Source organism: Pseudorhodobacter sp. MZDSW-24AT (genome assembly GCF_002794355.1).
Taxonomy (GTDB): Bacteria; Pseudomonadota; Alphaproteobacteria; order Rhodobacterales; family Rhodobacteraceae; genus Pseudotabrizicola.
Window position 1 is genome coordinate 51,424 of sequence record NZ_PGOI01000012.1, and the last position, 23,221, is coordinate 74,644.

24 protein-coding genes are annotated in these 23,221 nt (G+C 60.9%); 5 read left to right on the top strand and 19 right to left on the bottom strand.

Annotated elements, in window-relative coordinates; translation table 11 throughout:
• Positions 1-32: 32 nt before the first annotated feature.
• The gene (gene efp / locus CUR21_RS15805; RefSeq protein ID WP_100198035.1) at positions 33-599 is read right to left on the bottom strand and encodes an elongation factor P; all 567 of its coding nucleotides are present in this window, start codon (positions 597-599) and stop codon (positions 33-35) included.
• Positions 600-723: 124 nt separating this feature from the next.
• Here efp and epmA point away from each other — a divergent pair, with 124 nt between their 5' ends.
• From epmA to CUR21_RS15830, 5 genes are all read left to right on the top strand, one after another.
• Positions 724-1,773, top strand: a complete 1,050-nt coding sequence (gene epmA / locus CUR21_RS15810; RefSeq protein WP_100198036.1) for an EF-P lysine aminoacylase EpmA — start codon at positions 724-726, stop codon at positions 1,771-1,773.
• Positions 1,774-1,837: 64 nt separating this feature from the next.
• Complete coding sequence (locus CUR21_RS15815; protein ID WP_100198037.1) at positions 1,838-2,518, top strand: SOS response-associated peptidase; 681 nt, start codon at positions 1,838-1,840, stop codon at positions 2,516-2,518.
• The gene (locus CUR21_RS15820; RefSeq protein WP_100198203.1) at positions 2,502-3,107 is read left to right on the top strand and encodes an ImuA family protein; all 606 of its coding nucleotides are present in this window, start codon (positions 2,502-2,504) and stop codon (positions 3,105-3,107) included. The genes CUR21_RS15815 and CUR21_RS15820 overlap by 17 nt, the downstream gene beginning before the upstream one ends.
• Positions 3,034-4,506 carry a DNA polymerase Y family protein gene (locus tag CUR21_RS15825; RefSeq protein WP_100198038.1) on the top strand — a complete coding sequence of 491 codons (1,473 nt, stop codon included), beginning with the start codon at positions 3,034-3,036 and terminating at the stop codon, positions 4,504-4,506. Before CUR21_RS15820 ends, CUR21_RS15825 begins: the two co-directional genes overlap by 74 nt.
• Positions 4,503-7,919 (top strand): error-prone DNA polymerase, encoded by a 3,417-nt coding sequence (locus tag CUR21_RS15830; RefSeq protein ID WP_100198039.1) that lies wholly within the window; start codon positions 4,503-4,505, stop codon positions 7,917-7,919. Before CUR21_RS15825 ends, CUR21_RS15830 begins: the two co-directional genes overlap by 4 nt.
• A 45-nt stretch (positions 7,920-7,964) precedes the next feature.
• Here the strand turns inward: CUR21_RS15830 and CUR21_RS15835 are convergent, their stop codons facing one another.
• From CUR21_RS15835 to mltG, 18 genes are all read right to left on the bottom strand, one after another.
• Positions 7,965-11,858, bottom strand: coding sequence for a glycoside hydrolase TIM-barrel-like domain-containing protein (locus CUR21_RS15835; RefSeq protein ID WP_100198040.1), 3,894 nt, complete (start codon positions 11,856-11,858; stop codon positions 7,965-7,967).
• Positions 11,859-12,338, bottom strand: coding sequence for a peptidase (locus CUR21_RS15840; protein ID WP_100198041.1), 480 nt, complete (start codon positions 12,336-12,338; stop codon positions 11,859-11,861).
• Between the two features lie 4 nt (positions 12,339-12,342).
• Positions 12,343-13,206 carry a DUF2163 domain-containing protein gene (locus tag CUR21_RS15845; protein ID WP_100198042.1) on the bottom strand — a complete coding sequence of 288 codons (864 nt, stop codon included), beginning with the start codon at positions 13,204-13,206 and terminating at the stop codon, positions 12,343-12,345.
• Positions 13,203-13,835, bottom strand: a complete 633-nt coding sequence (locus tag CUR21_RS15850; protein ID WP_100198043.1) for a DUF2460 domain-containing protein — start codon at positions 13,833-13,835, stop codon at positions 13,203-13,205. The genes CUR21_RS15845 and CUR21_RS15850 overlap by 4 nt, the downstream gene beginning before the upstream one ends.
• Positions 13,836-13,845: 10 nt before the next feature.
• Complete coding sequence (locus CUR21_RS15855) at positions 13,846-14,499, bottom strand: phage tail tape measure protein (protein ID WP_100198044.1); 654 nt, start codon at positions 14,497-14,499, stop codon at positions 13,846-13,848.
• Positions 14,408-14,695 carry a rcc01693 family protein gene (locus tag CUR21_RS15860; RefSeq protein WP_100198045.1) on the bottom strand — a complete coding sequence of 96 codons (288 nt, stop codon included), beginning with the start codon at positions 14,693-14,695 and terminating at the stop codon, positions 14,408-14,410. The genes CUR21_RS15855 and CUR21_RS15860 overlap by 92 nt, the downstream gene beginning before the upstream one ends.
• Positions 14,692-15,012, bottom strand: coding sequence for a gene transfer agent family protein (locus CUR21_RS15865; protein ID WP_100198046.1), 321 nt, complete (start codon positions 15,010-15,012; stop codon positions 14,692-14,694). The genes CUR21_RS15860 and CUR21_RS15865 overlap by 4 nt, the downstream gene beginning before the upstream one ends.
• Complete coding sequence (locus CUR21_RS15870) at positions 15,012-15,425, bottom strand: phage major tail protein, TP901-1 family (protein WP_100198047.1); 414 nt, start codon at positions 15,423-15,425, stop codon at positions 15,012-15,014. Before CUR21_RS15870 ends, CUR21_RS15865 begins: the two co-directional genes overlap by 1 nt.
• 33 nt (positions 15,426-15,458) lie before the next feature.
• The gene (locus CUR21_RS15875; RefSeq protein WP_100198048.1) at positions 15,459-15,857 is read right to left on the bottom strand and encodes a DUF3168 domain-containing protein; all 399 of its coding nucleotides are present in this window, start codon (positions 15,855-15,857) and stop codon (positions 15,459-15,461) included.
• Entirely contained in the window at positions 15,854-16,192 is a 339-nt protein-coding gene (locus CUR21_RS15880) for a head-tail adaptor protein (protein WP_100198049.1), read from the bottom strand. The genes CUR21_RS15875 and CUR21_RS15880 overlap by 4 nt, the downstream gene beginning before the upstream one ends.
• Complete coding sequence (locus CUR21_RS15885; protein WP_100198050.1) at positions 16,189-16,791, bottom strand: hypothetical protein; 603 nt, start codon at positions 16,789-16,791, stop codon at positions 16,189-16,191. The genes CUR21_RS15880 and CUR21_RS15885 overlap by 4 nt, the downstream gene beginning before the upstream one ends.
• A gap of 148 nt (positions 16,792-16,939) precedes the next feature.
• On the bottom strand, positions 16,940-18,136 hold the full coding sequence (locus CUR21_RS15890; protein ID WP_100198051.1) for a phage major capsid protein: 1,197 nt from the start codon (positions 18,134-18,136) through the stop codon (positions 16,940-16,942).
• A gap of 34 nt (positions 18,137-18,170) precedes the next feature.
• Positions 18,171-18,719 carry an HK97 family phage prohead protease gene (locus tag CUR21_RS15895; protein ID WP_100198052.1) on the bottom strand — a complete coding sequence of 183 codons (549 nt, stop codon included), beginning with the start codon at positions 18,717-18,719 and terminating at the stop codon, positions 18,171-18,173.
• A gap of 4 nt (positions 18,720-18,723) precedes the next feature.
• A complete protein-coding gene (locus CUR21_RS15900) occupies positions 18,724-18,966 on the bottom strand; it encodes a hypothetical protein (protein ID WP_100198053.1) in 243 nt (80 codons plus the stop codon).
• On the bottom strand, positions 18,963-20,153 hold the full coding sequence (locus CUR21_RS15905) for a phage portal protein (protein WP_100198054.1): 1,191 nt from the start codon (positions 20,151-20,153) through the stop codon (positions 18,963-18,965). Before CUR21_RS15905 ends, CUR21_RS15900 begins: the two co-directional genes overlap by 4 nt.
• A 51-nt stretch (positions 20,154-20,204) precedes the next feature.
• Positions 20,205-21,548, bottom strand: coding sequence for a DNA-packaging protein (locus CUR21_RS15910; protein ID WP_100198055.1), 1,344 nt, complete (start codon positions 21,546-21,548; stop codon positions 20,205-20,207).
• Positions 21,508-21,834, bottom strand: a complete 327-nt coding sequence (locus CUR21_RS15915; RefSeq protein ID WP_100198056.1) for a hypothetical protein — start codon at positions 21,832-21,834, stop codon at positions 21,508-21,510. Before CUR21_RS15915 ends, CUR21_RS15910 begins: the two co-directional genes overlap by 41 nt.
• A 206-nt stretch (positions 21,835-22,040) precedes the next feature.
• Positions 22,041-23,219, bottom strand: coding sequence for an endolytic transglycosylase MltG (mltG, locus tag CUR21_RS15920; protein ID WP_100198057.1), 1,179 nt, complete (start codon positions 23,217-23,219; stop codon positions 22,041-22,043).
• Positions 23,220-23,221 lie beyond the last annotated feature (2 nt).

The window sequence follows — 23,221 nt, forward strand, 5'->3', positions numbered from 1 at the left end:
CACCCTAAAGCAATCAGCAGGTCTGAGCCTGATCAGTCCTTGGCGCGACCGACATAAGAGTAATCTTCGGTGTTGATCTCGATCCGGGTCCCTGCACCAATATGTGGTGGCACCATCACCCGCAGCCCGTTTGAGCAGATCGCCGGCTTGTAGGACGAAGACGCGGTCTGGCCTTTCACCACAGGCTCTGTCTCGCTGATCTCAACGATCACCCGCTGGGGCAGTTCGATTGCAATCGCAACGCCTTCGAAGGTCCGCAGGTAAACCTTGATCCCATCTGTCAGAAACACCTTGTCATCCCCGATCACATCAGGAGACACCGCGATCTGTTCATAGGTGTTCGGCTCCATGAAGTGAAAGCCTTCACCATCCTCATAGAGGAAATCATACTCGCGCTCATCCACCGTGGCCTTTTCCACCATCTCGGTGGTGCGCCAGCGTTCCGACACTTTCACGCCATCCGAGATCCTGCGCATATCGACGCTGGTGGTCGGCGTGCCTTTGCCCGGATGGAAGTTTTCGGCTTTCAGAACGGCATAAAGCTTGCCATCCATTTCAACAACATTGCCCTTACGCAGCGAGGATGCGATGACTTTCACGGTCAGGTTTTCCTTGTGGTTTGTGAGGCCGAAGGATAGCCCCGGCACCGATTGACTGCGCGCCTAACGCATCTGGATGGAAAATTCAACGCAGAGCGCGCAAAAAGACGGGGGAACTGTCACCATGCAAAATCAACGTGAATGGTGGTCTGCCGCCCATCATGCCGACCGCCGCCCCATACTTCTGGCGCGCAACCGGATACAGGCCGCCCTGCGCACGCATCTGGCGGGAGAAGACTTTGTCGAGGTAGACCCGGCCTGTTTGCAGATCAGCCCCGGCAACGAAACCCACCTGCATGCTTTTGGCACAAAGGCGATTGGCAACGACGGCCTGCCGCACCGGATGTACCTGCACACAAGCCCCGAATTCGCGATGAAGAAACTGCTGGCGGCAGGCGAAAGCCGAATTCACACCTTTGCTCATGTTTGGCGCAACCGCGAACGGGGCGCATTGCACAGCCCGGAATTCACCATGCTGGAATGGTACCGTGTCGAGCAGGATTACACGACACTGATGGCAGACTGCCTGCGCTTTCTGCAGCTTGCGGCACAGGCCGCCGGTGCGAGTCAGTTGCAGTTTCGAGGCGCGCGCTGTGATCCGTTCGCCCTGCCAGAGCGGCTTTCCGTGGCCGAAGCGATGCAGCGCCATGCGGGGGTTGATCTGCTCTCAACCGTGCAAGCGGATGGAACGGCAGATCGTGCGGCCTTGGCATGTCAGGCGGCAGCGGCGGGCGTGCGTGTGGATGACACCGATACATGGTCGGATGTGTTCAGCCGCTTGCTTGCAGACCGGGTAGAGCCGCATCTGGGCCACGGTCGCCCGACCTTGCTGGACCGCTATCCGGTGGTTGAGGCAGCATTGGCCCGCCCCTGCGCCGACGATCCCCGCGAAGCGGAACGCTTCGAGCTTTATGCCTGCGGGGTGGAACTGGCCAACGGATTTGGCGAGTTGACCGACCCCGAGGAGCAACGGCGCCGACTCACTGCGGAAATGGAAGAGAAGGCCCGTCTTTATGGGGAGCGCTATCCGCTGGACGAAGACTTCCTTTGTGCTCTGGCCCATATGCCCGATGCCAGCGGTTGCGCCATGGGCTTTGATCGTCTGGTCATGCTGGCGACCGGGGTTTCGCGGATTGACAGCGTGATGTGGACCCCGGTGGCTGCGCCGAACTGACGACTGGACAAGTTCCCCAAATGTTCGCACCCTTAAGATCTGCTCGATTCCGGATCTTACAGGCATGTGCAATCTTTATTCGCAAACCAAAAGCCAAGACGCGATGCGCCATGTGTTTGACGGCATCATTCACGACGGAGAAGCGTTCAGCGATCTAACGGGCAACCTGCCACCGATGCCCGACATCTGGCCGGACTACCCGGCCCCCCTCTTCCGGCACGCCGCCCAAGGGGGCTGGCAGCTTTCGATGGCACGTTGGGGCATGCCGACACCGCCGCAATTTCTGGCAGGCAAGCGCACGGACCCCGGCGTCACCAATATCCGCAACCTCGCCTCTCCGCATTGGCGGCGCTGGTTGGGGGTGGGTCATCGGTGCCTTGTTCCCTTCACCCGCTTTGCCGAGCCCGACACCACCCCCGGCCCCGGCAAGGGCAAACCGGTGTGGTTCGCGCTTGGGAAAGAGCAACCGCTGGGGTTTTTCGCGGGCATCCGCACCGAGTGGACGTCGGTGCGCAAACTGAAAGAAGGCGAGGTGACGGTGGATGCCTTCGGCTTCCTGACCTGTGCGCCCAACCGTGAGGTAGAGCGGTTTCACCCCAAGGCGATGCCGGTCATTCTGGTGCGCCCTGAAGAATGGCGCATCTGGCTGACCGCTCCCATTGAACAGGCGCTGGAGTTGCAGCGCCCCTTGCCAGATGGCGAATTGGATATCGTGGTCGAGGATGCGCATGACCCCTCTGCGTGATCTTACCCACCGCACGGCCCCTGCAGACCCGTTGAGTCTGCTCAAGGGCCGGGTTCATGAGGCGGAAGGGCCCGGACGACGGGCCTTTGCGCTGTTCCAAGCGCGGCGTCATTCCGGCACAGTGCTGTGGATCCTGCCTGCGTATGAACCGCAACGCCCCATGCTGCACGGCCTGCCTGAGGGTGTGTCAGAACGTTTGCTTGTGCTGACCCCCAAGAACGAAACCGATCTTTTGTGGTGTGTGGAAGAAGCGCTGCGCGCAAACCCTGTCGGGCTTGTGATTGCCGAACCACAACAGATGTTGTCTCTGACAGCAGGGCGCCGCCTGCAATTGGCCGCCGAAGCGGGGCAGAGCACGGGTCTTCTGCTGATCCGCACGGATCATGGGAGCGCGGCCACAGAAACACGCTGGCACTGCGCGCCCTTGCCTGCGCCGGATGCAGACTCGACTTTACATTGCTGGAGCACTAAAAAGAACAAAAAGGGAACAATTGGAAGTTGGGTGTTGAACTGGAATGGGACGTCGGCTGCTTTCGATATGGTTTCCGCGGCTGGCGAGCGAAGCCAGCCTGCGCAACCGGCCTGTTGAAGGACCCTTTGCCCTGATCCATCGGTCAGGCCATGCGGACCATCTGCATTGTCTGAACAAGGCTGCGGAGCAGCGCGGCCTGCATCGAGGCATGGCCTTGGCCGATGCCCGCGCCATCTACCCTGACCTGTCCACCCGCCCGGCCAATCTGGCGCGTGAAGCGGCATCACTGGTTGGACTGCGCCGTTGGGTGAGCCGTTATGCACCAATGGTGGCCAGTGACGGGACAGATGGTCTGATCGCCGATATCACTGGGGTTGCCCATCTTTTTGGTGGAGAAGCAGAATTACAAGATGATCTGCATGCCCGGATTGAACGCGCCGGCTTGACGGCGCTCAGCGCGATTGCCGATACACGGGGGGCAGCCTATGCCTTGGCGCGCCATGGGGGGGGGATCATCCCGGAGGGCGCGCTGGCAAAAGGAACGGCTCATCTTCCTGTCTCGGCCTTGCGTATTGACCACGCCACTGCCGATGGATTGGGCCGTGTGGGCCTGTCGCGGATCGGAGATCTGATTGCCCAACCCCGTGCACCGCTTGGGCGTCGTTTTGGCGCCTTTTTGCTGCTGCGTCTGGATCAGCTTTTGGGCTACCAGCCAGAACCCGTCTCGGCCGGGACAGAGCCGCCGCATTTCGGCGTTCGGATGACTCTGCCAGAGCCGATCGGCCTGCAGTCTGATGTGATGGCAGGTCTTGCAAGGCTGCTAGACCGATTGTGTGCGACATTGGCGCTGCATCATCAGGGCGCTCGGCGCCTCCGGCTGGAGTTGCGCCGGGTGGATCATGGCACGGCACAGGTGGAAATTGGCTTGGCTCGCCCCATGCGTGACCCTGCCCGAATTGCCGCGCTGTTCTCCAAAGGCGTGGATGAGGTTGATGCAGGCTTTGGCATTGACGCCATGCGCCTTTCCGCCCCGGTGACCGAACCGATGCCCCCTGAACAAACCGGCAGCGGTCCGGCTCAGCGGCATCAGGATGACTTGGCCGATCTGGTGTCCCGCCTTGGCAACCGGATCGGTTTTGACCATGTATTGCGGTTGGCGCCCTCAGACAGCAAGATTCCTGAGCGCAGTTTTCACATGACGGCCGCGGCTTGGTCTGAGCCCGTGGCCGCACCTTTGCGACGTGGCCCCCTGCGCCCTGCGACACTTTTTCTGTCTGAACCTGTCACCCATGCGTCTGGAAACCCACCTGTACGATTTCGCTGGCGTCGGATGGAATTCACAACGCTGCGCGCACATGGCCCCGAGCGTATCACCCCGGAATGGTGGTTTGATGATCCGGCATGGCGCAGCGGATTGCGCGACTACTGGCGGATTGAAACACGGGAAGGTCCGCGCCTGTGGCTGTTCCACACGCCCCAGGCACCGGATTGGCGGGTTCAAGGAGAGTTCGTGTGACCCCCGTCTCTCAGACCCAAAATTCTTTTGACGGTCGGCACGGGGACGCGAAACACCCTTATGCCGAATTATGCGTGACCTCGAATTTCACCTTTTTGACGGGGGCCTCGCATCCCGAAGAACTCGTGACACGCGCGGCCGAACTTGGCCTGACCGCCATTGCAATCACCGATCGCAACTCGGTTGCCGGGGTTGTGCGGGCCTTTTCTGCGCTCAAGGAACTGACGCGGCAACGCGACGAGGCCAGAGCCACAAACCAAGCCCTGTACGAAGGGCCCGCCATTCGTTCACAGCACGTCACCGACCACTCCAGCCGCCAGACGGTGCCGCATTTTACGGGCGAGACTGGCCCCCCTGTTTTGCCCGATATGCCCCTGCCCCGGCTGATTCCCGGTGCGAGACTGGTCTTGACTGACTCTGCCGTGGAATGGCTGGCCTTGCCGACAGATGTCGCCGCTTGGTCGCGCCTGACCCGGTTGCTGTCGGTGGGCAAACGTCGTGCGCCCAAGGGTGAATGCCATCTGACGCGTTCCGACCTTCTGGAATGGGGCAAAGGAATGATCCTGATCTCTTTGCCGCCCGATCTGATGGAAGCGGATTCCACACAGACCAAAGCAATTTGCGCAGACATGGCCCATATGGCCCGCGCCTTTCCCGGGCAGTGCTTTTTGGGAGCAGCGCCTTTCTATGATGGCCGTGATCAACCCCGGCTCGACGGGATTGCCGCGCTTGCGAAGAATTTGGCACTGCCCATGGTGGCGGTCGGCAATGTACTGATGCATCGTGGGGCCCGGCGGCCACTTGCAGATGTGCTGACCTGCCTGCGCCTTGGTTGCACCATCGACTCCATCGGCCTGCATCGGTTGACCAATGCAGAGCATCGGCTGAAGTCTGGAACCGAGATGGCCCGGCTGTTTCACCGTTATCCCGCCGCTCTCCGCCGCACTGTTGAAATTGCCAATGCCTGCGCGTTCCGTCTGAATGATTTGAAGCATGCGTATCCCGACGAAGCGCGCGATGGCGAACCCGCACAAACGCGCCTGGAACGCCTGACACGCAAGGGGTTGCACTGGCGCTATCCCGAAGGCGCGCCGCCAAAGATCATCGCCCGGGTCGAGAGAGAGCTCAGCCTCATCGGCGAGGTAAAGTATGCGTCTTATTTTTTAACGGTGCATGACATCGTGAGCTTTGCCAGATCCCGTGGCATCTTATGCCAAGGGCGCGGATCGGCTGCCAACTCTGTTGTTTGCTACCTGCTTGGCATTACAGAGGTGCCGCCAGAAACGATCACGCTTATCTTTGAGCGGTTCATCTCGAAAGAGCGCAACGAACCTCCGGACATCGACGTCGATTTCGAACATGAGCGGCGTGAGGAGGTGATCCAATGGATCTACGAACGCTATGGCCGTGACCACGCTGGCCTGACTGCGACGGTCATCCACTTCCGCTCTCGCGCGGCCATTCGTGAAGTCGGCAAAGTGATGGGCTTGTCGCAAGATGTGATTGCCCGGCTGTCTGGACAAATCTGGGGCTGGTCGTCTTCGGCCCCGGGCCAAGACAGGATGCGCGACGCAGGCTTGGACCCGACAGATCAGCGCATGGCGCTGACCATACAGCTGATCGCCGAGATCATCGGTTTTCCACGCCACCTGTCACAGCACGTGGGTGGCTTTGTCATCACCCATGGCAGGTTAGATGAACTTTGTCCGATCGAGAACGCAGCCATGGAAGATCGCACGGTCATCGAATGGGACAAAGATGACATTGATGCTCTGAATCTGCTCAAGGTGGATGTTCTGGCGCTTGGAATGTTGACCTGTATCCGCAAGACTTACGGGCTTTTGGCTCAGCATCGCGGCTTACACCTGACCATTGCGAGCACCCCCAACGAAGACCCAAAGGTCTATGATATGCTCTGCCGCGCCGATGCGATTGGCGTGTTTCAGGTCGAAAGCCGGGCACAGTTGAACTTTTTGCCACGTATGAAACCACGCAAATTTTATGATTTGGTCTGCGAAGTCGCCATCGTCCGCCCCGGCCCCATACAGGGTGGAATGGTACATCCCTTCATCAACCGTCGACAGGGTAAAGAAAAGGTCGAAGACCTTGGCCCCGCGATGATGGAGGTTCTGGACCGTACCTTTGGCGTGCCCTTGTTTCAGGAACAAGCCATGCAGATTGCTGTCGTCGCCGCGGGCTTCACACCTTCGGAAGCCGATCTTCTGCGCCGGTCTCTGGCAACTTTCAAACGAATGGGAACCATCGGCGGCTTCCGTGACCGTTTCATTTCGGGAATGATTTCCCGCGGCTATGACGCTGATTTTGCAGCGCGCTGTTTTTCTCAAATCGAAGGATTTGGGAGCTATGGATTTCCGGAATCCCATGCGGCCAGTTTCGCCAAACTTGTTTACGTTTCGGCATGGCTCAAATGCCATCATCAGGCCGCCTTCACCTGCGCCCTTTTGAACAGTCAACCCATGGGATTTTACGCGCCCGCCCAATTGGTGCGCGATGCGATTGATCACGGCGTCGAGGTGCGGCAAATCTCGGTCAACCATTCCTCTTGGGACTGCACGCTGGAAAGCCGACCGGATGGCACTTTGGCTCTGCGGCTGGGCTTTCGCCAGATCAAGGGCATGAGCGAGGAAGATGCCGATTGGATCGTTTCCGCCCGCGCCAACGGCTATCCTGATGTTGAAAGTCTGTGGAGACGGGCCGGCATCCATCCAGAAAGCCTGCACCGTCTGGCAGAGGCAGATGCTTTTGCAACCCTTGGCATGGCGCGGCGCGATGCGATTTGGGCAGCCAATGCGCTGCGTGCATCCAAACCTCTGCCTCTGTTCGGCCATGATGGCGAAGGGGGCATAGAACCAAGCGTGTCCCTTCCACCGATGACTCTTGGCCAAGAAGTGATCGAAGATTATGTGACCTTGCGCCTTTCACTACGGGCCCACCCGGTAGAGCTTTTGCGCGGCCAGCTGCCGGACTGCATCTCCCACAGCCAGCTTATGGAGGCACAGGGCCGCGTCACCGTGACAGGGCTCGTCATCACGCGCCAACGTCCCGGCACAGCTTCCGGAGTGATTTTCCTGACTCTTGAGGACGAAACCGGCACCTCAAACGTTGTCGTCTGGAAAAGCATATACAACACATTCCGCAAGGCGGTGATAGCAGGTCGTCTTCTTCGAGTCCGGGGCCGTATCGAGCGTGACGGCCAAGTTGTTCATCTGATTGCCGAAAGTATTGAAGACATTTCTGCATTGCTGACCACCCTCGGCCGCCGTGTTCTGATCGCATCCAATGACGGTCGCGCGGACGAAACAAAGCGACCTGTGATCAGCAGAGGGCAATCAACGGCCCGCCATCCACGCGAGCAATCCAAGAAACTCTTTCCAAGCCGCGACTTCCACTGAAAAGCATTTTGATATTCACATCACTGGATGCTTCGATCGCCACGCTCAATGGAAAACAGAAACCCGGCGTCTGGGCCCCTCTCCAAATCGCATTGAAATCTGCGACACCTCCGCGTGATAGGCGCCCGTCATATCATCTTCGATACGCATCTCCGCAGAATAAAAGAAACTTGTGCCATCCACCACTTCACGTCTCACCACCGCGCCGGTCAGAGACAAGACCACAAAAAGATAGATTTCCCGCTCTTCTGAAAGAGGGACATCATATCCCTCCCATGCGTCTCCTCCGAACCTCGTTCGCCGTATCCAGCGAAAGTGATGCAAACCCTCTTCCGCGATTTGAACGTTAAAATGACTGACAGAGAGAGGCCGCAATCCAATTCCCCGAAACGAAATGACATCATGTCTTTGCGCCTCACCACCAAGAAACTGGCCAGCGCCGATCAGACGAAAATGGCGTTCAGTGTTCAAGTGCTCTTCCAAAAGGCTGATCTGGCGTAATTTGTCAGACAAAGGAACAATATAGCTTCCTGCTGGCCATATGTCTGGCATGATAGCATCCGTCCCCGCCAATCCCCGAAGTCGAACAGAGATGCTGTAGCGCTGCGGAGAGACCAAATCTGCTTTCATGAACTGAAAGATTTCCCAGTTCTCAGCAGAGCCATCTCCGATCGCGACCAAATTCAAACCAGAAAGCATGCCAGACAAAGAGACTGATTCCATTTCTCCCAAAGACAATTCAACCATAAGATCAGGGCCACGATCAATCAGTCCAGCCGCGGCACGCGGAAGGTCGGAAAGTGTTTTTCCCACAAAAGCTGGCCGATCGAATTTGGAATTGAAAGTGTATCCATAATCTGCATTCGACGAGAAAAGCACTGCTGGCTCGGTCCAAGGATCAGCAGTCACCGCCAGAAAAGGCGCATGTGGAATTTGTTCCGATGCCACAAGGGGCAAATCCAACCACAGCCTAAACAGGGGTGAAGCCTCAACATGCGGCGTCCAGGTGCTGACATCTCCATCTGTGCTTGTCTGAGAAACCGCCAACGGCTCAACGCGGACTGCCCTGATCACCGCATGCTGATTTATTTCCATGTGATCGACGCGGTAACACACCCCTTCCAACCGAACCACGGTGCCAAGAGCCTGAAAACCAACAGAAAGCGGAAGACCCAAAGTGATTTGATCGCGTGCATTGCGCGTTTCAACCATCCATCTGTCCACGATGGACTTTGCGATCTCAGTCGGGAAAAGCATCGGATATTCGGTTTCCACCAAAGACAAGGATGCAGTGTCCGCGTCGCGCGCTTCGACGACGGCAGATGAAAACATGCCGTCATCCCGAATGTAAGAAAACCGCAGCCTTGCAACGGAGTCTCCACTTGAACCTCTGACAACCTCGAAATCTGATTGCGCGTCAGGTTTTGAAACAAGATCCGTTTTCTGAATATCGGTCACATTCCAGTCCAGACGCGACTGAAATTGAATCTTGCCATCCATCTCACGGCTGTCAAATCCCAAGGTCAAAGACAGCGGCTGCAAAACTGCGCGTGCAGAGAGATTGTCACCAACGGTATAACCATGGCTCAGACCATACAGATTTTCGCTGTCAACGCCCGTCAATCCAGATCCTTCACATACTTCGGCCACCAGCCGATCTGCCGGCACCGAAGTCACCCGCCCATTCAGCCAATGTCCACGCGCGTAATTGGGACCATCGGACCAAAGCGATACAGTCTTTGGAAACTCGGGAAATGGCCTTGCATCCCAAGCCCAAGCATAGCATTTTTCCACATCAACCATCGTGCCATCGTAAAGGCCAGAAATGGGGTTGTTCTGGAGTTTCGACCAATGCAAATGATGCGCCCGAAAGTATTGAAACTGGCCAAAATCATCGCGCATTCCCGAAGACGCTCTTGGCAGCGCAGACTCTGAAGATCGGGCATCCAGAAACTTGTTTGGCTCGTTGCTTCCCTTGTCGATCGCCGGGGCGCCATACTCTGTAAAGCGGATGGGTTTGGATTGCGGCACCCATCCGGTTGCCTGTTCGGATCGAACCCCGGCAACTCGGTTATGGTGCGGCAGGGACCACCACGATCTGATGTCCTTGTAGCGGAAAACCCAATCCTCTTCGAAGGCCATGTCTTTGATCGGGGATCGATGTTGCAATTCCACCGCCTCTGGACCGTCATAAAACCAGTCATATCCTTCCCCACCTGAGATATTATGGTCCAGATAGGCAATACGGCTACCAGCACCCCAAGCAGCGTCGGCATGATGTTCTCCATCACGCCAATCCGAAATCGGCATGTAATTGTCGATACCGATAAAATCGATGTTGCTGTCCGACCAAAGAGGATCGAGATGGAAGAAAACATCTCCCCCGTTGCGAAGCCCAAAATACTCGCTCCAATCTGCCGCGTAGCTTATCTTGACATCGGGTCCAAGAATTTCTCGAACGTCAGCCGCAAGCTGGACGAGCGCCGAAACGGCAGGAAAGGCGTGGTTTTCTGCTCTGATCTGCGTGAGACCCCGCATTTCAGAACCGATACAAAAGGATTCAACACCTCCGGCACGCTTGCAAAGATACGCATAGTGCAAGATGAACCGCCGATAACGCCATTCCGCCGGGCCGTTATACGCGATGCGACCAGACTCGATTGAAAAGTCGTGCGTTTGCGCCGTGCCAAAGAAGGACGCGACTTCACCGGCCGCATCTGCCGTCTGATCAGGGCTCTCCCGTCTTCCGGTTGCGCGCGAAAGCGTGATCCGCCCACGCCAAGGCAGGCTCGGCTGAAATTGGGCGTCACTATAAGGGTCTGGCAGAGTGTTCCCCTCCATCTGATCCATCAGAATGAAGGGATAAAACATGACGGACTGACCCTTCGCCTTCAGCGCCCGGATCGCCTCAATCACGCTTTGATCGGATGGTGTGCCTCCATAAATGGAGCTGCCACCACGTCTTGGCACTTCCTCGGCTTCGTTGCGAGAAATGCCGCCCGATCTCCACGGCATTTGCGCAGGATCTTGTGTTTTCTGCTCTACCTTGGGCCTGATCTCGCAGTCCCCGCACCGCAAGTCATTGCCAAACCACGACACGACAAGCGATACCGCGCGGCAGTTCGGCAATTCACGCGTCAATTGGGTCAGCGAGGTGATCAGATCGGACTCACCGCTGGGCGCGTTAACGTTCAAGGCGCGCGAAACACCCAGATCCCCCTCAAACCAGACTTTCTGGGCCGCCAGCGCATATTCCCCTGTTCCCGGAATCAACGCCACAGCACGAATAGCATCTTGGTAATCGGGCAGTTTGCTGGCCTCTGGGCCTTGCGCGCGACGCATAACCTCAAAGCTGAACTGCGGGACACGGTTGCCAAAGGCGCCCAGATCCAGCGTATCCACCACGACATAGGCTGTCCCACGATATGCGGGTGCGAAGTCTCCGATATGGGCTTCCAACAAAGGATCGGGAAGCTGACTTTCCGTCCCGTGATAGACACGGAGTGTCAAGGACGCGGGCGAGATCTCATCCCCATCCGCCCAAATGCGCCCGATGCCCAAAATCTCACCCTCACACAGGGAAATCGCAAGACTCACCGAATATGCATATTGAACCGTTTTGGGCGATGGCATGCCCTTGCCGCCCGAAGTTTGGCGCGTCTCGCGAAAGGGTGAAGCCCAGATCACTTGCCCAGAAATCCGCATCCGACCCCACAGCTTGGCGATCGGCGCCCCTTCGCTCGCCCCCATCACATGAAATCGGTCAATCCGTCCGATCTCCACCGCGTCCGACCCTGCCCCCAACAGCCTTTGGTCCAGCGCACGGCCCACTGTGGCACCAACCGCCCGGCCCAGAACCGCCCCTGAAAGGCCAAGCACCGTGCCCCCAAAGCCCGAGCCCAAGGCGGCCCCGGCCGCGGCAAAAAGAATAGTCGCCATTCATTCGCCCTTTTCAGGAAAGCCGTAGACTGCAACAACGCGGCGCAACCATGGGTCAGAGAGTGAATTCTCGACGACGCCATAGCCGGAATATGCATGGATAAACCTCCCGCGCGGGGAGACTGCCGAAACGATGCCAAGATGCTTTGCAACGGCGTCATCCCGCATCCGGAACAACAAGACATCCCCCAACAAAAGCCGAGGCTCGGTTTTCAGCCGCAAAAAGTGATCGGCGGCGCGCCTGAGCACCTCATCCTTCGAGGGTTCTGCCCAATCCATGGAATAGGGCGGTGGCGCGACAGGCTCCGGGCCAATCACCGCGCGCCAAATGCCTCGGACCAAGCCAAGACAGTCAGTGCCCGCGCCGCAAGCCGAGGCCTGATGTCGATAGGGGGTGCCAAGCCAACGGCGCGCTTCCTCTACAATGCGTTCGGCCTGCGCAGCAGCGGCTTCTGCCTTCGCTCCCACAAGATCTGGCATGCAGTCACCTCCGTCGGCTTCGACTTGGGCTTGACCGCATCCAGTCCTCGCCCGGAATATGGGGAAACCCGCGAAAGTTCAGAAAATTGTCAAACTTCGCCTTGCAGGTCGACATCCGCTTGTCACACCCTGCCACGATTAGAACCTGGTCCTGCGGCGCGGGCACCACACCGAACGCGTGCCACAGATCCAGCACCCGGCCTTCAGCGTCTAGCGCATCGGCCTTCACCCGCCCCACTTGCCCATGCCCCACCCCAGACAAAATCCTGACTTGCCCATCAGCAAACCAGCCCTCTGCAAATGAGCCCAAACCGGAAAATACCAACCGGCGTCCGTCGATGATCTTTGCGATCGGCGCAGAGACAGACATCTGCGGCGTGGACAGATCCATCTTGCATGCGGCATCCCCAAGCACCGCGCCGCACGCGGCATGGTAGATGCGCCCTGTCCTCACGTTAAGGCGTTCGGTCAGGCTGCGAAGTTCCACCCGGAACGCGCCTTCACTGCGGGTCAATTCACCGAATGTCCCACGCATCAAGATCGTGCGGGCCGACACATCTGCCCAGTTGACCAGAAACGTGGTCACCTCCGCCCCATCATAGCGTCCCGCCAGAATGTCTTGCTCGCTTATGGCCTCCGCCGTCAGCGCCCCGGAAACCTCGGTGTTGTCCACTGCAAGCCCGGTGGTCATATCCAGCATTCCTGCGGTCAGACCGCTGCGCGCGACAAAGGTCACGCCATCAAACATCAGATCACAGTCATGATCAGTAAAGCCGAGCGTCACCCCATCCCTGCGCTGAACCTGCCACGCGCGGCACAGAGTGGTTGACCCGGTCTTCAAATGCTCTTGCAATGCGGCCCGCGTCAAATCCGCACCTCCAGCACCGGCACATCCGGCACCTCGCCCGCCTGAAACGAGGCGATCGACGTCAGGATGCTGTCTGTGTCAAAGCGCACGGGCACATCGAACTCAAACCCGGCATAGACCGTCACCCCAAGATCGGGCGGCACCGAAAAGGTGATCTCGCCACGCGTATGGTCGACCGTGAATTCCGCCCCTTCCACTTTCGGGTCCCGGGCAACCGCCACCAGAACCGTTCCCACAACGGGCTTGGTGATTGGTCTGACATAGGTCTCGCTGCCGGATCGATAGGTCTTCGCCAAGGCAAACACCTTTTGAACACCATCGCCGGTGCCGATCACTTGGTCGATGGCGCTGGGCTTTCGCGATGGCGCGCATGATTTATAGTCGGTCCAGTCCTTCCATCGAAAGCCATGCATCCTTCCCCGGCGCGCTTCGAAAAAGGCGATCAGGGCCTCGATGTCATCCAAGGTTCGCAAGCCCGCCCCCGCTTCATAGCGGCGGCGCGAATGAGCCCACGGCGTGTTGCGCTCTTCATGGCCGCTGGCCAGCGTCACCACATCCGTGCGCCGCTCCGGCCCCCCGACCGAACCAAAGCTGAGGTTGGCGGGAAATCTGATCTCATGAAACGCCATTTCCGGCTCCTCACCTGTTTCTTTGTCCCCGCGCCAACGCGCGCGAGGCCTGTGCCGCGATCTGGCTTTGACTGCGCTGGAACCCCTGAACATCCGGGGTCTGAATGTTCATCACCACCGTCACAGGGCGTCCGCCGCCCGCAGCCTGCACGCCCAGCCGCCCATCTGCACCGCGTGCCAGCGGCATGATGGCCTCTGGTCCCGCTTCTCCCATCAGGCCTTGTCCGCCTCGCATCGGGAACCGGGTGGGGCTCGCCACAATGCCGCCTTTTGCAAAAGGCATCACCCGTCCTTGCGCAAAAGCGCCCCCGTTCTGAAACGGCAGCAGGCTTCCCATCGCGGCCGTCACCCCCTGTGCCACCAGTCCGCCGACGGCCCCCTGAACGGGCCGCATCGCGGCATTGTAAACGCCGTTGATCATGGATTGCGCCACGGTCCGCAGCGCATCCGACAGTTTCATTCCGTCAAAGATCAGCCCGTCAAACGCCCGCCGAAGCCCGCCGCCAATCCCGTTCGACAGGGTGTTCACCTCGCGCCCTGTGAACTGCAGGGAAGCTTGCAGGCTGACCAGCTCACTCTCGAAGGTGCCTACCATCGTTGACGAGGCCCCCAGCACCGCTTCCAAGGCCGCCACCTGCTCCTGCAGTTCTTCGATCTGCGCCATCAAACCTCTCCTTCGCTGTATCAGGAAAAGCGGCGGCCAGTTCGGCCAGCCGCGCGCGGGTCAGCGGCGGGCTGCCTGCTTCTGCCCCCAGCATGATCCGCAGCTCCACAGGCGTCAGCCGCCAGAACTGTTCGGGCGGCAGGCCAAGGTGGAACAGGCCCACCCGGATCAGCCCGGGCCAGTCCATGCCGCTCATGTCTCCCCCGGCAAGGCAAAGGCCCGCGCCAGCAAAGCGGCCGCCACCCGCGCCGCCTCCATCGGTCCGCCGCCGATCTCCACCGATCGCAAATCAGACGCCGTTCCGGTCCAGCCGCCGCCCCGCAACCCGGCCACCAAAAGCGCCACCACATCGCGTGAGGAAAAGCGCCCCGCCTCAAACCGCTGGACAAGGTCAATCAATGACCCCACCGCCAGCGTCTCTTCCAACTCGGCCAAGGCGCCAAGCGTCAGCTTGGCCACGGTGGGGCGCCCATCCAGCACCACCACCACCTCGCCCGTCCAAGGGTTCGCCATCACAGCGCCACAAAGCTCAGCGCACCCGCAGACGCGAGCGACATTTCATACGTGGCTTCTCCGTTGTGGCTGCCCGCATATTCGATCGCGGTGATCATGAACGCCCCTTCGACCACACCGAAATCGGGAATGATCACCTGAAAGTTCGGCACCTCACCGTCGAAAAAGATCTGGCGCGCGCGCTCGTCGGTGTTGGCATCCCGAAACACCCCCGAGCCGGAAATCGCGGCCGACTTCACCCCGGCGCCACCCAAAAGTTCGCGCCAGCCTCCAGCACTCTCCAAGCTGGTGACATCGACCGTTTCGGCATTGAAGCTGATCCGTGTGGCCCGCAGGCCCGCCACGGTTTCAAACATGCCATCCCCCGTCAGATCCAGCTTGAGCAGCAGATCCTTTCCGCTTTGCACGGCCATAGATTAACTCCATTGTGAATATATATCAGAGCTTTAAAGCTCAATCATCACGCGGAACGTCAGGTCGATCCGCCGTGCCTCGCCTTCCGCCAGCCTCTTGGCCACGGCCTTGAGGAACCCAATCGCCACGACGCGCCCGATGCTCAGTGCGGGTGTCGCGCCAACCAGCCTTTCATGCACCGCGCCCGCCACGGTCTTGGCCGCCAGAAAGCCGCTGGCATCGCTGATCACGCTCACCGAAATCCGATGCTCGGCGCCACCGCCGCTCTTGTCAGACTGATCCAGAACCTCTTCAGGACCTATCAGCACAAAGGTGCCACTGCCCCCCGCCGGCGGCATCGCGTCCACCACCAGAACCCCCTCCAAGCCGGGGGCAGAAACCAGCAGGTCATAGACCGCCACTTGCAAGGCTGCCGCGCCAGCATAGCTCATCGCGCGGCCTCCTCGCGGGCAAAGCATGTCAGATACCGGCCCACCGCATCGCGCTCGGTGACAGCAAGGATCTGAAACACGCGCGCGCCCTCCCTAAGCCGCTGCCCCGCAACCGGCCGCCGCTCAGATCCGGCTGCCGCCCCCCGCAGCGTGATCCGATACGCCACGCTTGCCAGCATCGTCTCCTCACCCTTCGCATCCCGCCCGATGCCCGGCACGATCTCGCCCCAAACGGTGCCGACGACCTCCCAAAGCGTAGCAAAGCCACCAGCCCCGTCCGCAGCCACCACGGGGCGCTCCAGCGTAAGCAGGCGGTTCAGATGCACAGGCGTCATGCCCCACCTCCCCCCAGAACGCGAACCGTGCGCCAGCGCTCGATCAAGGCCTGCACCGTCAAAGGCAAGGCCGGACCACTTTGCCCGCCGGAATGCCGCATCTCGTAGAAGTCGGCGGCCAGCAGCAGCACCGCCTGTGCCAGATCCACCGGCACCGCCGTCCAGTCACTGCCAAAGCCTGCGTCAAATGCGATCTCGACGCTGCCGCCCTCAGGAACAGGGGGCAGGCTCTGCCCCGTCCCGCGCAAACGCGGCCGCGCCATATCGGGCTCAAGGGTGTAAAGCTCCGGCGCCACCACGAAAGCCACACCGGCGGCATCGCGCAGCGTCACCGACACCAATGCCGACACCGGCGCCATGGGCAAGGCCTGCGCCCCCCGATCCGCGCGCCAACGGTTCAGCCGCAACAGAAACCGCCGCGCCAGCAACGCCTTGCCGATGCGCCCCTCGATCACCGCAATCGCGGCCCGCAGATGGGCCGCCACCAACCCATCTTGCAATCCGTCATCGGCAAAGCCGGTGCCCAGACGCAGATGATCCTTCATCGCCTGCACCGGCAATGCCTCGAGCGGCACCGCGGTCTGCTCGGTCAACATCATCCATTTCTCTCCGATTGCCCCACCTGAAAGATCGGGCGCGCGCCCCACACCGCTCTGTCGGAGGGGGAGCAGCCAGTCGGCGTGGCAAGGCCAGCGCGCGCCCGAAATCAACCCTGCCACCAGCGGGCGGCGGGCCGTCGCTGTGCCGTTACGACACCGCGATCTTCAGAAGCTTGATCGCGGCATAATCGGTGACATCGCCCCCGACGCGCTTGTTGGCATAAAACAGCACATGCGGCTTGGCGCTAAAGGGATCACGCAGGATGCGCAAATCAGGCCGCTCGGCGATGGTATAGCCCGTGGCAAAATCCCCGAAAGCGATCGGATAGGCATTGGCCGCGACATCGGGCATATCCTCACAGATCAGCACCGGATACCCCATCAGGCGTGGTGGCTCCCCGGCCTGCAACCCGTCCGACCACATGAAGCGCCCATCGGCATCCTTCATCTTGCGCACAGCCCCCGCGGTTTTCGAGTTCATCACAAAGGTGCCGTTCGCCCGGTAATCCGCCCCCAGCGCATAGACCAGATTGACGATGCAATCAGCCGCATTGGTCGAGGCAAAATCCGCCGCCGCCCCGGTTGGCACATAGCCCAGCGATCCCCAAAGCCAGGCCGCCTGCGCCACCTTTGGCGGCAGCATGATCCCGCGCGGCTTGTCCACGCCATCGCCGTTCACAAAGGCTGCGGCCTCCGCGCGCAGGAACCGGGTGGCAATCTTGCCCGCCAGCCAGCCTTCAACATCAAAGGCACTGTCATCCAGCAACCGCTGGCTGGCCTTCGGCATCGCCGACAGTTCATGCAGCTTGATCGAAATGCGCTCAAGTGCCGGGGTCGAGGTCTCGGCCTGCGCCGCCGTCTCGGTGGCCCAGCCCGATCCCACCTCCGTGCGGTCCACCAACACATCAAAGGACGAGGCGTCCACCTGCACCACATTGGCCACCGAGCGCAGCGACGAGGTCGACACCAACAGCGACCGAATGCTGTCCGCCGTCTGCGGGTCCACCAGATAGCCCCCGTCCGCCGCCACCGCGCTGTTCAGCGCCTTGCCTTCCAGCACCAGCCCCCGCAAGCCATCATCATCGCCCGAGCGCAAATAGGCATCGAACGCCTTCTGATGCGGGGCGTCCTGTTCGGCAGAAGCCGACAAGGCCGGACGGCCATAGGTCATCGTCTTTTGGTTCAACATGGTCAGTCGCTCTTCCTGATGTTGCAGCGATTGTTTCACTTCGGCCTGAAACAGTTTGATTTCATTCAAGAACCCAGCCATCGCAGATTTCACCTCTGCACCCGGTTCCGGGGCCGTGGACACATCTGTCCCGGCCCGAGCCTTTCTCTCGGTCATCGTCACTCCTGATGTTTGAACGAAAGCCGGGGCGTTACCGCTCGGCCAGTTGGCGGCGCGCGTCTTCAAAAATCGCGGCCAGATCGCGCCAGTGCCAGCCTTCTTCCGACTTCGCCTGCACCCGCGCCTCGGAAAGCATCGGAAAGGTCACCAGCGACACCTCCCAAAGCTCCAGCTCCGACAAAAGCCGCTGGCCCTTGCCATTGCGTTCAGATTTCACCGTGCGATAGCCGATCGACAAGCCGTCGATCGCCCCCGCCGCCAGCAGTGCTGCCGCCTCCCGGCCTTGCGCCACTTCGGTCAACAGCCGTCCCTTGACCCAAAGGCCAAGCGCGTCCTCGCGCACCTCCTCCCAGATCCCGATCGGCTGCGCCGGGTCATGCTGCCACAGCATCTTGACCTTGCCGCCCTTGGCCAGAAGCCGCGCAAGCGATGCGCGATACGCCCCCGCTTGCACCACATCGCCCCCCTGATCCGGCACACCGAACAGGCTGGCATAGCCTTCAACGATCCGGCCCTCGGTCACCGTCAGGCCTTGCTCCGGTCGCAGATACTTCCGCTCCGGCGCGCCAAAATCCGTCATCGCGTCACCTCATTGCCGCCTGAAGAATGGCTTCGGCCCCCTGCGCCAGCAGAAAGGCCGCAACCCCATAAACCCCCAGCCAGATCCGCTTTTCCAAACGCTCCAGCACCGCGTCGATCTGGCCAAGCCGGAAGTCCAGCGCCGCCCAACGCTCTTCGGCCACCCGTTCATTCGCCTCGATCCGCGCCGCCGCCGCATCGAAACTGTCATACAGAAACCGTGACCCCCCGGGCTTGCGCACCGTCATTCTGCATCAGACAGGGCGGGCAGGCCCAACAGCCGCCGCTTTTCCGCAACGGTCAGGAAATCCGCGGCCCCCACCCGCGCCCATTGCTGATCGCGCTCTCCCGCCAGCGCCGGGATCTGATCCAGGTCCACCCTCAGGTCCACCGCTTCCCCCACGAAACCCGCCAGCCAGTGGCTCACATCCGCCATCACCTTGGCCGCCAGCGGCAGCACCGTGAGCCGATAGAACGCCCGGTTGGCTTCCTGATAATTGGCGTAAGTCGCGTCTCCCGGAATTCCCAAAAGCATCGGGGGAATGCCAAAGGCCACGGCAATCTCGCGCGCGGCCGCCTCCTTGGTCTTCTGAAACTCCATGTCACTGGGCGAAAACCCCATCGGCTTCCAGTCCAGCCCGCCTTCCAGCAGCATGGGCCGCCCGGCATTGCGCGCGCCTTGGTGGTTCGCCTCGATCTCTCCCACCAAACGGTCGTATTGATCGTTCGACAGCGCCCCTTGTCCATCGACCCCCTTGTAGACAATCGCCCCCGAAGGCCGCGCGGCATTGTCCAACAAGGCCTTCGACCATGCGCTTGCCGCGTTGTGCACATCCACTGCCACTGCCGCCGCCTGCATGGGCGACAGGCCATAATGGTCATCTTGGGGGTGAAAGGCCCTCAGATGACAGATCGGCTTCGCCGCGCCCCGCATGTCAAAGCGATGCGTCCGCCCGCCCACCGTGTAATCATAGGCCACGGGCCAACCATCCGCCCCCGGCACCAGCGCCATCCGGTCCGATCGCAGCACATGCAACTCTCCCGGCAAAAGCTCCAGTCCCGGCACCGCCTCCAGATAGGCGTTCCCGCTCAGCAGGAAATGGCCATAAACCGCTTCCAGAAATTCAGCACGCCCTTGCGCCGCATTGGGCCGACCAATCAGCGCAAGCACCGGATGGCTCTCAAACCGTCGCTCGGCGTCCTGACAAATCAAAGGCAGCGCGGCTGCCGCCTCGGCCACCATCTTCACCGCCCGAAAGCCCACCGGGTTTGCCAGAAACCCCGTCCGCGTCAGCGAGGCGGCATCGCGCGGGCTCCATTTCACCCGTCCCACACTGCCCCACGCCGACACACGCCCCGTGGCGCTCGCCTTTTTCTCCACAACGGCAGAGGGCGGGGGCGAAACCTCGCCCCGCCGCAGAAAGTTGAACACCATGTTTTCCGATCTCCGTTCTTCGGGAAACTCCCGACGCGCACCCTCGCGCGGTTACAGCGTCCGCATCCGCGGATCGCCGCCATACCCTTGCGCTGGCGCGATCATCGCCTCATGCAAAGCCCAGACCAGCGCATCCACGCGGTCCGGGCTGCCCGCGCCTTTAAACCCGGTGCGCGTCATCAGGCACATCTGATCCTCCAGCTTGCGCAAGATGCCTGCATGGACAACCCGGCCCTGTTCATACAGCGCCGCCACCGGTTCCGCCCGCAGGCTCTTGCCCCGGGTCGCCGACACGCCGCGATAGGCCACCAGCGCGCCTTGCTGGCGGATCATTTGTTCCACCATGTCGCCGCCCTGATTGACCTCGGCCACCATGCGGTCGGCCCCGTGGCGCTCATAGGCGGCCACCGCCGCCCGCGCCCAATCGGTGGGGGTGCCGCTGATGCTGGCATCTTCCAGCACCACCGCCCGCCAGTCGCGCGGGTTGCCTTCGGTCTGCACCCCCACCACCACGATGCCGCATTCATCCGACGTGGTCTTGGACGTCACCGGTGGGTCCACCGCCACCACGATCCGGCTCAGCCGCTCAGGCGATGGGCCGCGCGTGCTTTCCAGCATCGCAACCGTCCACAGCGCGCCCTCCAGATCGTCGATCAGCTCGCCGTCCAGCTCCTGTCGCCCCAGCCGCTGCCCCCCATAGCGGGACTGCACCTCCTCCAGAAACGACTTCGCCAGATAGGCCCGGTTGGCATCGGTCGGGGCATGCGTCATCACCGTCGACGGATTGCGCAAGATCGCCTTTAGCACAGGAATGCTTTGCGGCGTCGTCGTCACCACCTGTTGCGGATGCGGTCCCAGACGCAACGCGAATTGCAGCTGATCCCATGTCTCCTGCGCCTTCTTCCATTTCGCAAGCTCATCCACCCAAGCCGCGTCGAATTGCGGACCCCGCAGACTGTCCGGGTCATGCGCCGAAAAACACTGCGCCACCGCCCCATTTGGCCAAGTCAGCATCCGCCGCGTGCTGTTCCACTCTGGCCGTCGATCCGGGGGCGAACAGGCCAGAATGCCGCTGTCGCCCAACACCATCACCTCGCGCGCCTGATCCAGCGTTTCCGCCACCAGCGCCACCCGGCTGGCCCGGCCCGGATCTTGCGGGCGCGCGCCTTCCACTTGGGCCCGCACCCATTCCGCACCGGCCCGTGTCTTTCCCGCGCCGCGCCCTCCCATGATCACCCAGCTTTTCCACGCCCCTTCCGGCGGCAGCTGATGCGGCAGCGCCCAGAACTCGAACATCCAAGGCAGCGCCATCAGCGCCGCACTCGACAAGCCGTTCAAAAAGCTGTCGATCACCTCAGGCGTCGCGGAGGAGAGCCAGACGCCGCCCGATCTCATCGCGCGCGGCGGCAAAGTCGAGCTCACCGGTTCCGACAGCCCCGGCAAGAGTTTTGCGGAGTTTGTCAACTTTGTTCCTCTCATCCATGAACAGCCGGACAAAACTGCTCAGGTTGTCCGTAACCTTTTTGGCCTCGGTCAACTGGTCGAACCGTCCGTTCTCGACCTCTGTGATCACCTGCTGAAACCGGATGACCGCCCGCGCCAACTGTCGCTCGGCCACCAACAACAGATCCTGTGGCGTGACGGTCTCGTCTTCGTCTTGAGCCGTGAAGTTGATTGTCATGCTGTGCTGCCACCCGCCACGCTATCCCTCCGACGAGCAGAAATGAAAAAGAGCGGTCAGGGGTCTGACCCCGCCGCTCTCGACACTTCTTCTAGCATGTCACAAGTGATACATCAGACCGCGCGGCAAGTCAAGCAAAATACCAAGCCACACCAATGGCTTAGCGCCCGCCACGTTAACCTTTTGCTAACCTTGGCAACAGGGGTTCACTCCCCCTGCACCCCGGTCTGGCCCTCTTGGCCGCGCTGACGCTCGATCTCGCGCCAGCGTGCGACATTGGCGTTATGCTCTTGCAGCGTCACCGCAAAGGCGTGCCCGCCGGTGCCATCGGCCACGAAGAAGATGTAATCCGTGGAGTCAGGGTTCAGCGCCGCCTCGATGCTCAACCGCCCCGGATTGGCGATCGGCGTCGGTGGCATCCCGTCGATGACATAGGTGTTATAGGGCGTCTCGCGCCGCAACTCGCTTTGCCGAATGCCACGCCCCAGCACGCCCTGCCCCAATGTGATGCCGTAAATCACCGTCGGGTCGGTCTGCAACCGCATCCCGCGCTCCAGCCGGTTGACAAACACACTCGCCACCTGCCGCCGCTCTTCGGCCACCCCGGTTTCCTTCTCGACAATCGAGGCCATGATCAGCGCCTCTTGCGGCGAAGCATAGGGCAAGCCCTCTGCCCGGCTGGCCCAAAGTGTCGCCAGAATCTGTTCTTGCGCCGCGGTCATCCGCGCGAGCAAGGCTCCCCGGTCCGAGCCTTTGTCGACCTCATAACTGTCGGGCGCAAGGCTGCCTTCTGGCGGCACCTCCGCCACCTCGCCGGTCAGGAAATCCGCGCGCTTGAGCGCATCCACCACCTGCCAGCTTGTCACGCCTTCGGCCAAAGTCACCCGGAAGCGCAGATCCGACTCTTCGACCACGTCCACATAGGCTTGCGGCTTCGCTTCAGCGGCCGGATCGAATTTCACCACCTCGACATAGCGGTTGGTCGCGGCGTCCAGCTCACGCAGCACCACATCGGCGCTGTTCACCCCGATGCGGAAGTTCACCTCGCGCCCGCAGGTCGATTGCCCGCTGGTGGTGATCGAATCCAGCACATCCACCATCGACGCACCCGGAGACAGCAGATAGCTGCCGAACTTAAGCAGTTGCGCCTTGTCCGAATAATCGGCCCCAATGCGGAAGATCCGCGCATCCGACACCGCACCTTGCGCTTCCAGCGCCCGGCTGACCGAACTCAAGGACGCCCCGCGCTCGACGCGGAAGCAGATCGCATCGGTCAAAGGCCCCGGCCCGGTGTATTGCTCACGCCCCCAAGCCAAAAGCCCGGCTGCCATCACCAGCAGCACGATGAACAATGTCAGTGCATTCGACGCGACCGACCGCCACATCC

Coding starts and splice junctions, on each gene's coding strand:
- epmA (WP_100198036.1), top strand. CDS start 724: ATGCAAAATCAACGTGAATGGTGGTCTGCCGCCCATCATGCCGACCGC.
- CUR21_RS15815 (WP_100198037.1), top strand. CDS start 1,838: ATGTGCAATCTTTATTCGCAAACCAAAAGCCAAGACGCGATGCGCCAT.
- CUR21_RS15820 (WP_100198203.1), top strand. CDS start 2,502: ATGACCCCTCTGCGTGATCTTACCCACCGCACGGCCCCTGCAGACCCG.
- CUR21_RS15825 (WP_100198038.1), top strand. CDS start 3,034: ATGGGACGTCGGCTGCTTTCGATATGGTTTCCGCGGCTGGCGAGCGAA.
- CUR21_RS15835 (WP_100198040.1), bottom strand. CDS start 11,858: ATGGCGACTATTCTTTTTGCCGCGGCCGGGGCCGCCTTGGGCTCGGGC.
- CUR21_RS15840 (WP_100198041.1), bottom strand. CDS start 12,338: ATGCCAGATCTTGTGGGAGCGAAGGCAGAAGCCGCTGCTGCGCAGGCC.
- CUR21_RS15850 (WP_100198043.1), bottom strand. CDS start 13,835: ATGGCGTTTCATGAGATCAGATTTCCCGCCAACCTCAGCTTTGGTTCG.
- CUR21_RS15855 (WP_100198044.1), bottom strand. CDS start 14,499: ATGGCGCAGATCGAAGAACTGCAGGAGCAGGTGGCGGCCTTGGAAGCG.
- CUR21_RS15860 (WP_100198045.1), bottom strand. CDS start 14,695: ATGAGCGGCATGGACTGGCCCGGGCTGATCCGGGTGGGCCTGTTCCAC.
- CUR21_RS15865 (WP_100198046.1), bottom strand. CDS start 15,012: ATGGCGAACCCTTGGACGGGCGAGGTGGTGGTGGTGCTGGATGGGCGC.
- CUR21_RS15870 (WP_100198047.1), bottom strand. CDS start 15,425: ATGGCCGTGCAAAGCGGAAAGGATCTGCTGCTCAAGCTGGATCTGACG.
- CUR21_RS15875 (WP_100198048.1), bottom strand. CDS start 15,857: ATGAGCTATGCTGGCGCGGCAGCCTTGCAAGTGGCGGTCTATGACCTG.
- CUR21_RS15880 (WP_100198049.1), bottom strand. CDS start 16,192: ATGACGCCTGTGCATCTGAACCGCCTGCTTACGCTGGAGCGCCCCGTG.
- CUR21_RS15885 (WP_100198050.1), bottom strand. CDS start 16,791: ATGATGTTGACCGAGCAGACCGCGGTGCCGCTCGAGGCATTGCCGGTG.
- CUR21_RS15890 (WP_100198051.1), bottom strand. CDS start 18,136: ATGACCGAGAGAAAGGCTCGGGCCGGGACAGATGTGTCCACGGCCCCG.
- CUR21_RS15895 (WP_100198052.1), bottom strand. CDS start 18,719: ATGACGGATTTTGGCGCGCCGGAGCGGAAGTATCTGCGACCGGAGCAA.
- CUR21_RS15900 (WP_100198053.1), bottom strand. CDS start 18,966: ATGACGGTGCGCAAGCCCGGGGGGTCACGGTTTCTGTATGACAGTTTC.
- CUR21_RS15905 (WP_100198054.1), bottom strand. CDS start 20,153: ATGGTGTTCAACTTTCTGCGGCGGGGCGAGGTTTCGCCCCCGCCCTCT.
- CUR21_RS15910 (WP_100198055.1), bottom strand. CDS start 21,548: ATGAGATCGGGCGGCGTCTGGCTCTCCTCCGCGACGCCTGAGGTGATC.
- CUR21_RS15915 (WP_100198056.1), bottom strand. CDS start 21,834: ATGACAATCAACTTCACGGCTCAAGACGAAGACGAGACCGTCACGCCA.
- mltG (WP_100198057.1), bottom strand. CDS start 23,219: ATGTGGCGGTCGGTCGCGTCGAATGCACTGACATTGTTCATCGTGCTG.